This window comes from Chloracidobacterium sp. D, from assembly GCF_018304685.1.
GTDB lineage: Bacteria > Acidobacteriota > Blastocatellia > Chloracidobacteriales > Chloracidobacteriaceae > Chloracidobacterium > Chloracidobacterium thermophilum.
The window spans coordinates 616,248-630,047 of record NZ_CP072634.1; the positions used below are offsets into that span (position 1 = coordinate 616,248).

General features: G+C 61.4%; 8 protein-coding genes. 5 read left to right on the forward strand and 3 right to left on the reverse strand.

The window, feature by feature from the left end; genetic code table 11:
* Positions 1–21: 21 nt before the first annotated feature.
* Entirely contained in the window at positions 22–1,617 is a 1,596-nt protein-coding gene (locus J8C01_RS02635; protein WP_211432286.1) for a tetratricopeptide repeat protein, read from the reverse strand.
* Positions 1,618–1,998: 381 nt separating this feature from the next.
* On the opposite strand from J8C01_RS02635, the gene clpB reads away from it, so the two are divergent.
* The 4 genes from clpB to J8C01_RS02655 all read left to right on the forward strand — a co-directional run bounded on the left by clpB (position 1,999) and on the right by J8C01_RS02655 (position 8,467).
* The gene (gene clpB / locus J8C01_RS02640) at positions 1,999–4,638 is read left to right on the forward strand and encodes an ATP-dependent chaperone ClpB (protein WP_211432287.1); all 2,640 of its coding nucleotides are present in this window, start codon (positions 1,999–2,001) and stop codon (positions 4,636–4,638) included.
* A gap of 44 nt (positions 4,639–4,682) precedes the next feature.
* Positions 4,683–5,138 carry an Hsp20/alpha crystallin family protein gene (locus J8C01_RS02645; protein WP_211432288.1) on the forward strand — a complete coding sequence of 152 codons (456 nt, stop codon included), beginning with the start codon at positions 4,683–4,685 and terminating at the stop codon, positions 5,136–5,138.
* A gap of 137 nt (positions 5,139–5,275) precedes the next feature.
* Positions 5,276–6,013 (forward strand): nucleotide exchange factor GrpE, encoded by a 738-nt coding sequence (locus tag J8C01_RS02650; RefSeq protein ID WP_211432289.1) that lies wholly within the window; start codon positions 5,276–5,278, stop codon positions 6,011–6,013.
* Positions 6,014–6,169: 156 nt separating this feature from the next.
* Entirely contained in the window at positions 6,170–8,467 is a 2,298-nt protein-coding gene (locus J8C01_RS02655; RefSeq protein WP_211432290.1) for an AAA family ATPase, read from the forward strand.
* A gap of 128 nt (positions 8,468–8,595) precedes the next feature.
* On the opposite strand, the gene J8C01_RS02660 is transcribed toward J8C01_RS02655, so the two are convergent.
* Both J8C01_RS02660 and J8C01_RS02665 read right to left on the reverse strand, forming a co-directional pair.
* Entirely contained in the window at positions 8,596–9,804 is a 1,209-nt protein-coding gene (locus J8C01_RS02660; protein WP_371821095.1) for an aspartate aminotransferase family protein, read from the reverse strand.
* Entirely contained in the window at positions 9,797–12,199 is a 2,403-nt protein-coding gene (locus tag J8C01_RS02665; RefSeq protein WP_211432291.1) for a response regulator, read from the reverse strand. The genes J8C01_RS02660 and J8C01_RS02665 overlap by 8 nt, the downstream gene beginning before the upstream one ends.
* A gap of 79 nt (positions 12,200–12,278) precedes the next feature.
* Here J8C01_RS02665 and J8C01_RS02670 point away from each other — a divergent pair, with 79 nt between their 5' ends.
* Positions 12,279–13,733, forward strand: a complete 1,455-nt coding sequence (locus J8C01_RS02670; protein WP_014099038.1) for an HD domain-containing protein — start codon at positions 12,279–12,281, stop codon at positions 13,731–13,733.
* Positions 13,734–13,800 lie beyond the last annotated feature (67 nt).

Below are 13,800 nucleotides of genomic sequence, written 5' to 3' on the forward strand. Positions count from 1 at the left end.
GCTGCCGAAGTCCGTAGAGGTTTAGCGGGGCGGGGCCAGCAGCAGGCGCTGCGCGGCCTGGGCGTCGGGATCGTCCGGGTTGAGGTCGAGCGCCTGGCGAATATGCACGGCGGCCCGGGTGCGATCGCCCTGGGTGAGCAGAATCCGGCCGAGCAACACGTGGGCGGCCGTGAGTTTGGGATTCCAAAACACGGCGGCCTTGAGCGCCTGGACCGCGGCCGGCAGATCGCCGCGCCGCTCATGGACGCGCCCCAGCAGCAGATGGGCTTCGCTGTGGTCGGGCGCGAGCTGAATGACCTGCGCCAGTTTTTCAAGCGCGGTGTCAGACCGGTTTTCAAGGAAGGCCGCCTGGGCATCACGCATGAGTTCTGAGGTTCGCTGCAGGACGGAAGTGCCCAGAAAAGCCTGCTGACGGCTCTGCTCCTCGCCCCGCGCGTAACGGTGGAAGGCTTCGCGGTTGAACCGGGTTTTGACAAAGGGCAGCCACGGCGGCTTGCCGGCGGTTTCCCACCTGGCGAAATCCGGCGCATGGCGCTTGGCGGCGTCAAGGGCGGCCGTGGCCTCCGCCGTACGTCCCAGTTTGGCATAGACCTTGGAGAGCACATACCAGGCCCGGCCGTCGGTTGCCGTACGCCTGGTGAGCGTCTCCAGCGGCGTCACCGCTTCGGCCGGACGCCCATCCCGCCACAGGGCATAGCCGTAGTTGAACAGGGCTTCGTCATCGAGCGGCACGGTGTCGGCCGCCAGCTTCGTCAGACGGGCCGCTTCGGCAAAATCGCCCTTCTGCATGTAGGCCACGCCGGCGTTGACGTAGGTTTCAAACAGCGGCATCGGGGTCAGCAGCGCCGTATGTGTTTTGATGGCGGCATCGGTCTGGTTGGTCAGCAGTTGACAGACGCCCAAGTAAAACCCGGCTTCCAGCCCACGTGGGTCAGTCGCCCGGACGCGCTCGAACCATGTTGCGGCTTCACCGTAGCGCCCGGCCCGATAGTGCAGCAGTCCCAGCTCGAAGTATGCCTGGGGAAAGGTGAGTTGGGCGTTGCGGGTCGCATCCTCGATGGCCCGAGTGAGCAGGCGGGCCCGGTCCGCCGGGTCTTCGGTGACGAGCGCCTTGATGTAGATTTCATACGCGGTCGGAGCGATGCGCGTTGCCCTGGCAATGAGCCGGTCACGTGAAAACGGCAGCGCCGGATTGCGCTGATAAAGCAGTTCCCAGGCGAGTTTGCCCTGAACCACCTGCAAATCCGCCACCGGCGCACTCAACACATGTTCGCTGCCGACAAGCTTGCCTTCGCGCAGGGAAATCATCTGCGCCCGTACCGTCAGGGTGCTGTCTTTGCCCTCGCCCGTCACGGTGTAGGTGCCGCGCACAAGCAAATCGGCACCCACCGCTTCACCGAGCTTGATTTCCGTGGCGCGGGTCAGCAGCGCCGTCCGCGACAGTCCCAGCTTTTCGTAAGCCAGGTGACATTCATCGAGCGGAACGGCAATCAACCCCGGCGAATCCAGCAGCTCAGCCATGGCGACCGTAAAGCTTTCCCGAATCCAGTTGTACTCCGGGCGCGCCGTTGTATGCTCGAAGGGAAGCGTGAGAACGACCTCTGTCGCCGTGACCATCTGACCGGGAAGGCTCAAACCAGACCAGAGCCAAAACCAGATCAGCCCTGCCCACGACCATTGGAACAGCCGGCGTCGCTTTGTCGGCGTCCTTGGCCCTGTATCCCGTTTCCGTTGTCCAACTCCCATAGCTCCATCAAGGTTGAATGGCTTGTTTCCACTGCCGCATTCTGTCCCCTGACACTTTCCCTGCCGGCCTGTGGCGTGTCCGGTGGGTGTGGCTGGCCGCCATCGTCAAGCGTAACACGTTCACGCCGGTCTCCCCGAAGTTGATGCGAAAATTTTTCTTGACAACAAGTGACTAAGATTTTTATATTACCGACAGGCTAAGAAATCAGCCGGTTCGCCGTCAGGCGACACCCAAAGAGTTGAGGTTCAGTTATGCGTCACGACCAGTTCACCCTCCGCGCCCAGGAAGCCATTGCGGCTGCCGTCAATCTCACCCAGGAACGACAGCACCCACAGGTCGAACCGGAACACCTGCTCGTGGCCCTCCTTGAGCAGTCCGACGGCATCACCAAGCCGATTCTTGAGAAGATTGGGGCTTCGGTGCCGCGCGTGCTCAGGGATGCCGAGGAAGCCTTGGGCAAAATGGCGAAAGTGACGGGTGGGGAGCGGTATCTCTCCGGGCGACTCTCCACGCTGTTTGTCAATGCCCGCAAGGAAGCTGACAAGTTGCAGGATGCCTATGTCAGTACGGAGCACCTGCTGCTCGCCATGGCCGAAGACAAGGAAAGCCAGGCCGGGCGCATTCTCCGGCAGCACGGCGTCACCCGTGATCACATTCTGAAAGTGGTTACGGAGTTACGCGGCAATGAGCGCATCGTGGATCAGGACCCGGAATCAAAGTACCAGTCGCTGCAAAAGTACGGGCGCGATCTGACGGAACTGGCGCGCGCCGGCAAGCTCGACCCGGTCATCGGGCGGGACGATGAAATCCGCCGGGTCATCCAGGTGCTTTCCCGGCGTACCAAGAACAACCCGGTGCTCATCGGCGAGCCGGGGGTTGGTAAAACGGCCATCGTCGAAGGGCTGGCCATGCGGATTGTCTCCGGGGATGTACCGGAGTCGCTCAAGAACAAGCGGCTGATGACGCTTGACCTGGGGGCGATGCTGGCCGGGGCCAAGTACCGTGGGGAGTTTGAGGACCGCCTCAAGGCTGTACTCAAGGAAGTGGTACGCTCCAACGGTGAAATCATCCTGTTCATTGACGAACTCCACACGCTGGTGGGCGCCGGGGCTGCCGGTGACGGTGCGCTCGATGCCTCGAACATGCTCAAACCGGCGCTGGCGCGTGGCGAGTTGCACTGCGTAGGGGCGACGACGCTCAACGAGTACAAGAAGCACATTGAAAAGGATGCAGCGCTGGAGCGGCGCTTCCAGCCGGTGTATGTGGCCGAGCCAAGCGTGGAGGACACGATTGCCATTCTCCGGGGCCTGAAGGAGCGCTATGAGGTTCACCATGGCGTCCGCATCAAGGATGCGGCCATCGTGGCGGCGGCGACGCTCTCGAACCGGTACATTGCCGACCGGTTTCTGCCGGACAAGGCCATTGACCTGATTGACGAAGCCGCGTCGCGGCTGCGGATCGAGATTGACAGCCTGCCGACAGAGATTGACGAAATCGAGCGCGACATCATGCAGCGCGAAATTGAGCGCCAGGCATTGCAGCGCGAAGACGATCCGGCTTCCCGCGAGCGGCGGGCCAAAATCGAACAGGAAATCGCCGAGTTGCGCGAGCGGAGTGCGGCGCTCAAGGCGCGCTGGACAAACGAAAAGGCCATCATCGAGGCCATTCGCGCCGACAAGGAGAAACTGGAGGAACTCAAGCTCGAAGCCGAACGCTACGAGCGGCTGGGGGACTACGCCAAGGTGGCCGAAATCCGCTACGGACAGATGAATGAAGTCCGGCAGCGTATTGAAGCCAACCGGGCCAAGCTCGTCGAACTGCAATCGTCCGGGGCCATGCTCAAGGAAGAGGTGGATGAAGCCGACATTGCCCTGGTGATTGCGAAGTGGACAGGCATCCCGGTGGCCAAGATGCTCGAAAGCGAGGTCCAGAAGCTCATCCACATGGAGGAGCGGATGGGGCAGCGGGTGATTGGTCAGACCCAGGCCCTGCAGGCGGTGGCCAATGCCGTCCGCCGGGCGCGGGCTGGATTGCAGGACCCGAATCGCCCGATTGGTTCATTCATCTTCCTTGGCCCAACCGGGGTCGGTAAAACCGAAACGGCCCGGGCGCTGGCGGAGTTTCTCTTTGACGATGAGCAGGCCATGGTGCGCCTCGATATGTCGGAGTACATGGAGAAGCACACCGTGGCCCGGCTCATCGGCGCGCCGCCGGGCTACGTGGGCTATGACGAAGGTGGGCAGTTGACCGAGGCCATCCGGCGGCGTCCATACGCGGTCATCCTGCTGGATGAAATCGAAAAGGCGCACCCGGATGTGTTCAACGTCCTGCTTCAGGTGCTCGATGATGGCCGCCTGACGGACGGCAAAGGCCGGACGGTGGATTTCAAAAACACGGTCATCATCATGACTTCAAACATCGGGAGTGGCGAAATTCTCGACTGGGGCGGCGACCCGGAACAGGATGCCGAGGTGCGGCAGCAGGTGATGGGTCTGCTGCGCCGGGTGTTCAAACCGGAGTTTCTCAACCGGGTGGATGAGATTGTCATCTTCCATCCGCTGGGTCGCCGGCACTTGTACCGCATCATCGAGGTTCAGCTCGGCCGGTTGCAGGCGATGCTCGCCGAACGGCAGATCACACTGGAACTCACCGATGCGGCGAAGGAATTGCTGGCCAGCGAAGGTTTTGACCCAACCTATGGCGCGCGTCCGCTCAAGCGCGCGCTTCAGAATCTGATCCAAAACCCGCTGGCCCTGAAGTTACTCGACGGGACTATCCGCGATGGACAGACCGTCCGGGTAGATGTCAACGAAATGGGCGATGCGTTCACCTTCACCCCGGTCGCCAGCGCGGCAGCGGCCGAGACCACGGCCGGGGCAGTAAACGCCTAGCCCAACTCAGGTCAACGCAATGATGCTTTGGAGGTTATAAAGCCATGACACTGCAACGTTTTGATCCTTTCCGTGACATCATGAACCTGCGCAATCAGATGGATGCCCTCTTCAACGAAATCGGGATGGGGCTGTTGCCACGGACGGCCGGACAGACGGAAGCTGCCGCCACCTGGTCTCCAGCGGTGGACATCTATGAGACGGACAAGGAAATCGTCCTCAAGGCTGAACTGCCCGACATCAAGCAGGAAGACATCCGCGTCAGTGTGGACAACAACCGGTTGTCCATCACAGGCGAGCGGAAGTTTGAGTCGGAGGTCAAGCGTGAAAACTACCACCGCATTGAGCGGTCGTATGGCACGTTTGCCCGTACCTTCACCTTGCCGCCGACGGTGGATCAGGACAACATCCGGGCGGAGTACAAACAGGGTGTGCTGACCGTTTCCCTGCCGAAACGGGAAGTGGCCCAGGGCAAGAACATCGCCATTCAGGTCAACTGACGGCTGGCTTGCCGCCGTTGGATTGAAACCGGTGGCGTGGTAGCGTCTTGTGCTACGGTGAGCCGCTGCTGCGGCTCACCGTTTGTAGGATAGGAGAAGGGGAAGAAGATTCCACACCAAGGAGCGAAGAGTCAGGCATGAGTGACGAACCACGCGAAACCGCTGGTGCAGAGACGCCGGTTGTGAACGTGACGGACAAGCGCCGTCTGTACAAGGACACAATGGAGACTGCCGCCGACGTGGCTTCATCCGTGGAATCCTCGCTGGACGCTGCATCCAAGGAAACCGCCAGGGAGGTGCCGGGCGAGCCGTCCGGGGCCGAAGTGCCGACCGTGGAGCAGCTTCAGACGCAGCTCCAGGAACGTGAGATGCAACTCCGGGAACGTGATGCCCAACTGGCGCGTTTGCGGGAGCAAGTCATTGAATTTGAAGCGAAGACTCAGGAAGAATTGCGTGAGACCCGCCGCCGTCTGGAACGGACCGTCGAGCAGCGGGTGCTGCGCGCGCGACAAGCCCTGCTGGAAGACTGGCTGGTGGTTTTTGACAACCTTGACCTGATGGTGGCTGGGGCAGAGAAAGCCACCAAAGAGGATTTGCTGACCGGGATTGTGGCCATGCAGCGGCTGCTTAGCCAGGCCTTGCAGCGGCACGACATCGAGCGGATTGACGCCGTGGGGCAGCCATTCGACCCCCAGCTTCACGAGGCGGTTGAAACCCTGACTGTCGCGCCCGAACAGGACGGGCGGGTTGTCGCCCAAACCCGTCCGGGCTACCGTTTGGGAACGCATCTGATTCGTCCGGCGCTGGTTTCGGTTGGGCGCGCTGAAGTCTCCGCGGCTGTCCTTTCGGAAACGGACATTCCGGCGAACATTTAGGAAAAGAACCGTTCGCTACAGCGGCTGCCTATGGTATTCTTGGCGAGGTAGTTCACCTGCTCCCCGGATGGCATCTTCCAGTGTCTCCAACCGGGTGTTCTCGACTGGAGACGCACCTCACAATCACGACTCACATCATCCTCACCGAGGCACGCTATGATTGACTTTGGCGATTTTGCAGACCGGTTTTCAGAAAGCGGACAGCGCGTCATGCGCCGCGCCTATGAGGAATCGAAGAACCGCGAGCACAATTTTCTGGCGCCAGAACACATTTTTCTGGCCCTGACGGAGGTTGAGCGTCCCCTGATTAACGAAATCATGCAGAGCCTCAACCTCGACCCGCAGGCCATTCGCAATGCCTTGGATGGGCGGCTCTCCATTCAGCGGCAGTTTGTGGGCAAGCGGATGAAGCTCCACGATGCCACGCGCGACATCCTCAACAAGGCCATGCGTCGGGCGCGGCAGAATGGGCGGCAAACAATTGACTCAACCGACCTGCTCATTTCGCTGTTCCAGGATGAAGATGGTGTGACGGCATCTGTGCTCCGGCAGTTTGGGGCCGACCCACAGGAGGTTGTCGAACGAGTTGGCATGCGGCTCAAGTTCCGTGAGGAGCGTGAAGCCCGCATCAACCGCAAGTTTGAACTGCCACCCTACATCAAGCACTTTGGGACGAGCCTCAACAAGCTGGCCCGCGAAGGCAAGTTGCCGCCGGTCATCGGCCGGGAGCGGGAAATCCAGCAGATGATCGAAATTCTCTGCCATCGGGAGCGTGCCAACTCACCCATTCTGATCGGTGAGCCGGGGGTCGGGAAAACGGCGGTCGTCGAAGGCTTGGCCCAGATGATCGAGCTTGAACCGGAACGTGTGCCGCGCCGTCTGCGCAACGCCCATATCGTCTCGATGCAAATTTCAAACGTTGTCGCCGGCACCATGCTGCGCGGCATGTTTGAAGAGCGCATCCAGGGCGTCATCAATGAAGTCAAGGAGCGGGAAAACCTCATCCTGTTCATTGATGAAGTCCACACCATCATCGGAGCTGGCTCGGCGATGGGGGCGGCTGCTGATGCGGCCAACATGTTCAAGTCGGCGCTGGGGCGCGGTGAACTGCGCATCATCGGCGCAACAACGACAACCGAATACAAGGAGTACATCGCCGAGGATGAAGCTCTAGCGCGCCGTTTCCGAACGGTGTTCATTGCCGAACCGAGCATCGAGGACACGCGCAAGATTCTGCAGGGCATACGTCCGCGGCTGGAGCAGAACTACTCAGTACAGATTTCGGACGAAGCGCTTGAAACCGCCCTTGAAATGGCTCCGCGCTACATCCGCAGCCTCCACATGCCGGACAAGGTCATTGGCTGGCTGGATACCGCCTCAGTCAAGGTGGAAATCAACCAGCCGGAAGACCCGGTGGTGCTCAAGCAGCACGTCATTGATGTCATTGCGCAGGAATCGCGCATTCCGCACGACATGATCTTCCGCGAAACGACCGAACGCTTTGCCAACATGGAAGCTGAGTTGGCCAAGCGCGTCATCGGTCAACGCGAAGCCGTGGAGAGCGTCGCGCGCCGGCTCCGCCTCAACAAGGGGCCGCTCAAGGAAAACTTCTACAAGCCGGATGGCGTGCTGTTGTTCCTCGGCCCGACGGGTGTCGGTAAGACGGAACTGGCCAAAGCTGTTGCCGAGTTTATGTTCGGCGACGAGCACAAGATGATTCGGATTGACATGTCGGAGTACCAGGATGGCGTTGTGGCCGTCGAGAAACTCATCGGCATGCCGCGCGGGATCGTCGGCTCGGAGCGGGGCGGTATCCTGACCGAACGCCTGCGCGACAACCCTTACACCGTCCTGCTGCTTGACGAAATCGAAAAGGCCTCGCCTTACCTGCTCAACCTGTTCCTCCAGGCTTTTGATGAAGGCTGGCTGACGGATGGCCGCGGCAAGAAGGTCTATCTGTCCGATGCCATCATCATCATGACGTCGAACCTGGGCAGCGAAAACTTCAAGAAGTATATGAAGCCGCTCGGGTTTGGCACAAAGTCGCTCGGCGACCTGAAGGAAATCAAAAACGAAGTGCTCAAAGCCGCCGAAACCCGTTTCTCGCCGGAGTTTCGGAACCGCATTGACGAAATCGTGGTCTTCTCGCCGCTGACGCAGGACGAGGTGCGGCAGATTGCCGTCCTCTACCTCAACAAGATTGAGCGGCAGATGGCGAAGTTTGGCAAGTCGCTGCGTGTCACCGACGCCGCCATTGACCAACTCGTGCAGCAGGGCTTCAGCCCAGCATACGGGGCGCGTTTCCTCAAGCGGACCATTGACGAGAAGGTCAAGCTGCCCATCACCCTCCAGTGGAACGCTGTCAATGCTTTCACCGTGGATGCACGCGATGGGCAGGTCGTCGTGACGGAAGAGCGTACGGAAACCAGCCCGGCGCCTTTTTCAGTCAACTAGCCATTCTGGAACGACCGGGGGATATGAACCAAACCCGGAAGAACCAAAAGGGGATGCCATCCGGCATCCCCTCTCCTGTGCCCGGGAGCCGTCTTCGCTGCCGGTTCCTGGTCGGGCCGGCGCAGCGGCTAACGAAGGATTTCCTTCAGTATCATCGTGGCCAGGGTAATGTCCTCTTCGGTCAGGACAAGGGGCGGCAGCAGGCGGATGACATTGACGCCCGCATTGAGAACAAGCAGCCCCCGCTCCTGGGCGGCTGCGATGTAGGGAGCGGCTGGCTCTGTCAACTCGATGCCAATCATATAGCCGCGTCCACGCACTTCCCGGATGCGGTGGCTGGGAATGGCGCGCAGCCGCTCAAAGAACAGCCCACTGAGCCGTTCAACCTGAGCTGGCAGGTTCGTTTCCTTCAGAACGCGCACTGTGGCACGGGCAGCGGCACAGGCCAGCGGCCCGCCGCCAAAGGTCGTGCCGTGCTGTCCCGGAGACAGTTTGGCGACGCGCTCGCCAAGAGCAACAGCACCCATCGGAAAGCCGCTGGCGATGCCCTTGGCCATGGTGAGGATGTCCGGCTCGATTCCGACGGCCTCGCAGGCAAAAAACGTCCCGGTGCGTCCAAAGCCGGATTGGACTTCATCCAGAATGAGCAGCGCGCCACGTTCGCGGCAAAGCTGCTGCGCCCGGTGCAGAAACGCGGTCGTTCCCGGACGGACGCCGCCTTCACCCTGAACGACTTCCAGGATGACCGCGCCGATCTCATCCGTGATGGCGGCATCGAGGGCGGCTTCATCGTTGTAGGGGATATAGGTGAAACCGGGGAGCAGCGGCTCGAACGGCTCACGGTACTTTGGCTCCCACGTGGCCGTCAGGGCCCCGGCCGTCCGTCCGTGAAAGCCCCGCTGGGCGGCAACCACGCCGTGGCGGCCCGTGGTCAGCCGGGCAAACTTGAGGGCGGCTTCATTGGCTTCCGCCCCAGAGTTGCAGAAAAACACGCGCGTCAGGCCATACGGCAGGATGGTCATCAGGTCGGCATAGAGTTGGGCGCGCTGGTCATTGCCGAATGAGCCGGAACAGGCAATGAGGGTTGCCGCCTGCTGGCTGATGGCTTCCACTACCGCCGGATGACAGTGTCCAAGGCTGGCGACGCCATACGCAGCCGTGCAGTCCAGGTAGCGCCGTCCGTCGCTATCCCAGACGTAAGCCCCTGCCCCACGGACGAGCGTGATGCCGCGCGAGACATACAACCCCAACCCATACCGGGCTTCGAGCACCGCCGGTGTGATTGGAGTCGTCTCGGCTGTATCTGTGGAGAGTCGAAGTGCCGTGGGGTTAGCCATCAGTGTTCCGGCGCCCATTGTTGTTGGCAAGGTGTTTTTTGATGAGCAGTTCTGCCAGGTCGGGCACCACTTCCCAGGCAATTTCGCGCACAACGTGGTCGGAAATTTCAGCCACCACACGCCGAACGATCTCATCCACAACCGCCGGGGGCAGGGTGAATGTTGACCAGTCCACAGTTTGTGCCGCCGTCGGTGTGGCAGGTGTTGGTTCAGCAACCAAGGCAGCCGCCGGGGCCGTGGCAGGTGCGGTCTCAACCGGAGGTTCAGGCTGCACTTCGCCGGAGTAGGCCGCGGCTGGTGGCGCTTCTGCTGATGGCGCTTCTTCGGATACTTCAATGGGAGCTGCTACCACAGCCGGCGATGGGGCCATCGTGTCCGTCAGGGTACCAGGCGGGAGGGTTGGCAGGGCGGCTGCCTCGGCCACGGCCGGTTCGTCCACTGGCGTTGCGATGCCGGGTCCGACGGCTTCTGTCTCGACAGGTGGTGTGACAGAAAAGGCGGACTCTTGGAGTGAGGCGGCCTCCGGTGGTGTTGGCACAAAGGCCGGTAGGTCAGAAGCCTCCGGGGTTACTTCGTCTGTTGCCGGAGGAGCCGTTGCTTCCAGGGCTGGAGCCTCCGTCCGGCTGGTGGCCACCACTTCTGTTGTCACTCCGGCTGCCGGCATGTCCGCTTCCGTTGGAGCGGATGTTATTTCCTCTGCGACGGGAAGTGCCTCGCTGACTGCCGGCGATGGCTGGCGCATGGCCACCAGTTCATCAGGGAGCAAGTCCGTCCCGTGAACAGGAGGTTCTTCTTCCACAGCGACTTCAAACACCGGGGACTGTGGCGGCGCGGTTGTCGGCAGCGTGGAGAATGAGACCAAGTTGCTCTCCGGCGGAACATCCAGCCGTTCTGCTGAAGGCGGTGGCGGCACTGGAGCACCAAGCAGCGTCGGAGAAGGCTCTCCCTCACCCACGACTGGGGCTGATTCCACTGCTGTCGGAGACGAAACCAGTCCGGTCAGAAAGTCTGGTGGTGGCACCGGCTCATTCAACAGGTTGCTCGTGGGCTGGGTCGTCAGTGAGTCCGTCAGCGAAGGCAGGGACGAGGTTTCCGTCTGTGGCTGGAAGGCTGTGGTGATAGGCGGCTCTGCCGGTGTCGGTTGCTCCCACGGTTGGGCGACTTGTGTCGGTGGCGTGATGACCGGTTCAAAGGATGGCAGCGGTGGCTCATCCGGCAAAGCTGCGGCCGCCGGTGTCTCCGCAGGAACGGTAACGGACGGTGTAGGCTCTGGAGCAACAACTGCTGCTGGCTCTGCAGGTGGAGCCGCAGCCGTCAGTACGTCCGCAGGGGGCACCGGCGATGGAGTGAATGGGGCAACAGCAAATGGGGTTGCGGCTTCATCCGGCGCTGAAGGCGCAGCGGATGTTGTCACCTGCGGTTCCGGCACAGCCGCCGGAGCGACAACAGGCGGCACGGCGTCGTCCAGCTCCAGAGGGGAATCCAACTCTGCCGCTGGGGGAGCTGGGGTCACGACCGGCGGAGACGGGACCGCTGGCGTGAACAGCTCAGGCAGTTCGGTTGGATCAAGTTTGGCCGTTGTCGTGCCGATGTTTGGCGGCGGCAGTGAAGAAAAGGTCGGACGGGGAATCGGCGTCGAAAGCGTCTTGGGCGGTTCCGGGTAGGTCAGTACAGGTGGCGCCTGTTCGGGCGGCGGCAGGTCAAGGATGAAATCCGTCGCGTCCGTGGGTGACGGAGCCGAAGGTGGCGGCGCATCGAGCGGCAGGAGCGGCTCAAGATCAGGCAGCCGCCCGTCGTCCATCTTTGGAGGTGGGGTGATTGAAGCCAGCATCGAAGGCGTGACTTTGATGGTCGGCGGTACTTCGGCAGACGGATCCAGACTGCCCGGATGAAACTTGGGGGGCGCAGCAGCACCCACCCCAGAAGGTTCTTTTGCCGTGGCCGGCGGAGGCACAGAGCCGAGCACCTGGGTCTGTCCGACCGGCTGGGTGGCGGTTGGCGGCGGCGTGGCCGCCGGTTTCGGCGGGAATCGCTCCAGTGTCGTCCGAATCAGCGAAACAAACTCCTGCTCTGCAATCGGCTTGACGATATGCCCATCGGCTCTGACGCGCTTGGCTTCTTTCTCGTCATAGGGTTCAAACTTGCCAGTCAGGAGCAGTACCGGGATGTGCTTGAAATCTGGATGCTGCTTGACGTATTCGCAGACTTCATAGCCGGTGCGGCCGGGCATGAACACATCCGCCAGAATGAGATCGGGACGTATCGTGGAAAGTCTTGAAACGGCTAACTCGCCGTTACTCATCGCAACGACGTCAATGTTGCATTTTTCAAGGTACAGCCCGAACATCTTCTGAATGCTCAGGCTGTCATCCGCAAGCAAGACCTTACGACGCATTGGCCGTTTTCTCCCCTCTGACGGCGAGACTGGTATCCGCTTTGAATACGAAGCAGAAAGCAAAGGAAAGCTAACACCCTTGTCGAAGCCTGTCAAAACCTTCACCACGCTGCCACAGCCGTCCAGACAGTTACCGAAAAGGTCATCCAGCCGCCTTCCGCTGCGGGCCAGAACCGTTCGGGCCAAAACCATTCGGGACGCCATCCACGGCGACATGACCTTTTCGGCCGATGAAGTACGTCTGCTCGATACCCAAGCCATGCAGCGCCTGCGGGGTATCAAACAGCTTGGACTAAGCCATCTGGTCTATCCGTCGGCGGTGCATACCCGCTTCGAGCACTCCCTGGGTGCCTGTCACCTGGCTGGAAAAATCATTGAAAATCTCGAACAAAAGGGCGTTTACCGTTTCACCGAAGATGAGCGGCGGCGCATTCGGACAGTGGCTTTGCTGCACGACATCACACATGTGCCCTTTGGCCATACCTTTGAGGATGAGCGACGGATTGCGCCCCGCCATGACGCTGACATCCAGCGCCTCAACACCATGCTGTCCGGCGATCTGGGCGAGGAGCTGGAGCGGCAGGGACTGCTGACCGCAGTCCGGTCCCAGCTTCTGGGCGAAATGCCCCCGGTGCGGGACGACTACTTCATCCGCGACATCTTTGCCGGCACCATCTGCGCCGACCTGCTGGATTATCTCCGCCGGGATGCACGCTTCTGTGGGCTGACCGTGGACTACGACGACCGCCTGCTGGCGCTGTTCACCCGGTTGGGCGGGCGCCTGGCCCTTGACCTGCAACGCCACGGCCTGTTTCGGCACGACGCCCTTTCAGAAGTCGTCCACGTGCTGCGCATGCGCTACCTGCTGACCGAACGGGTGTACTTTCACCACGCAAAAATTGCGGCCGGCGCCATGCTTTCCAAGGCTCTGGAAATGGCCATCGCCGCCGGGCAGTTTGCGTACACCGAACTGTTCGGGTTACGTGATGACGCTTTCCTGTATGTGCTGCGGGAACGCACCGTCGGCCTGCCGGAAGTCCAGCGGCTGCTGTCAGGCCTGGCAACGCGCCAGCTTTACAAACCTGTTTTCTGGACAAACCGGGACGGACTGACGGAAAGCGAACTCGACCGGCTCAAGCGCCAGTTCTATGACAACGCCGAGGGCGCCCGGGAGCAGATGGAAGCCGCCCTGTGCGACGACCTGGGCCTGCCCGCCGGCAGCGTGATTGTCTATTGCCCCTCGCCCGACATGGCGCTCAAGGAGGCCCACGTCACGGTGCAGTTGTCGGAACACGAATCCGCCCAGCTTTCATCGCTGGCGCATCCTGAGATTGAAACCCTGCTGCTGCGCCATCGGCAGCTCTGGCGACTGGTGGTGCTGGCGCCCCCGGATTTGGGACGCCATGCCGCCAAACGGCGCCGCGCCCTGACACGCCACTGCGAAGCCCGCCTTGGCTTGCCAGACCGAAGCGGCGACACCCTCTGGAGCCGGCTGTTTTTTCAGCCAATGCCGGGAAATAGCTGCCTGCCGTAACCTTGTTCAGGGCCGATGGCTGCGTTGACAATCCGCCGGGCTGTCCTATAATCCTGCGCTTTTGCGT

Bases quoted from the DNA above. Each gene is read 5' to 3' on its own strand.
- J8C01_RS02635 (WP_211432286.1), bottom strand. From the start codon at position 1,617: ATGGTCACGGCGACAGAGGTCGTTCTCACGCTTCCCTTCGAGCATACA.
- clpB (WP_211432287.1), top strand. From the start codon at position 1,999: ATGCGTCACGACCAGTTCACCCTCCGCGCCCAGGAAGCCATTGCGGCT.
- J8C01_RS02645 (WP_211432288.1), top strand. From the start codon at position 4,683: ATGACACTGCAACGTTTTGATCCTTTCCGTGACATCATGAACCTGCGC.
- J8C01_RS02650 (WP_211432289.1), top strand. From the start codon at position 5,276: ATGAGTGACGAACCACGCGAAACCGCTGGTGCAGAGACGCCGGTTGTG.
- J8C01_RS02655 (WP_211432290.1), top strand. From the start codon at position 6,170: ATGATTGACTTTGGCGATTTTGCAGACCGGTTTTCAGAAAGCGGACAG.
- J8C01_RS02660 (WP_371821095.1), bottom strand. From the start codon at position 9,804: ATGGCTAACCCCACGGCACTTCGACTCTCCACAGATACAGCCGAGACG.
- J8C01_RS02665 (WP_211432291.1), bottom strand. From the start codon at position 12,199: ATGCGTCGTAAGGTCTTGCTTGCGGATGACAGCCTGAGCATTCAGAAG.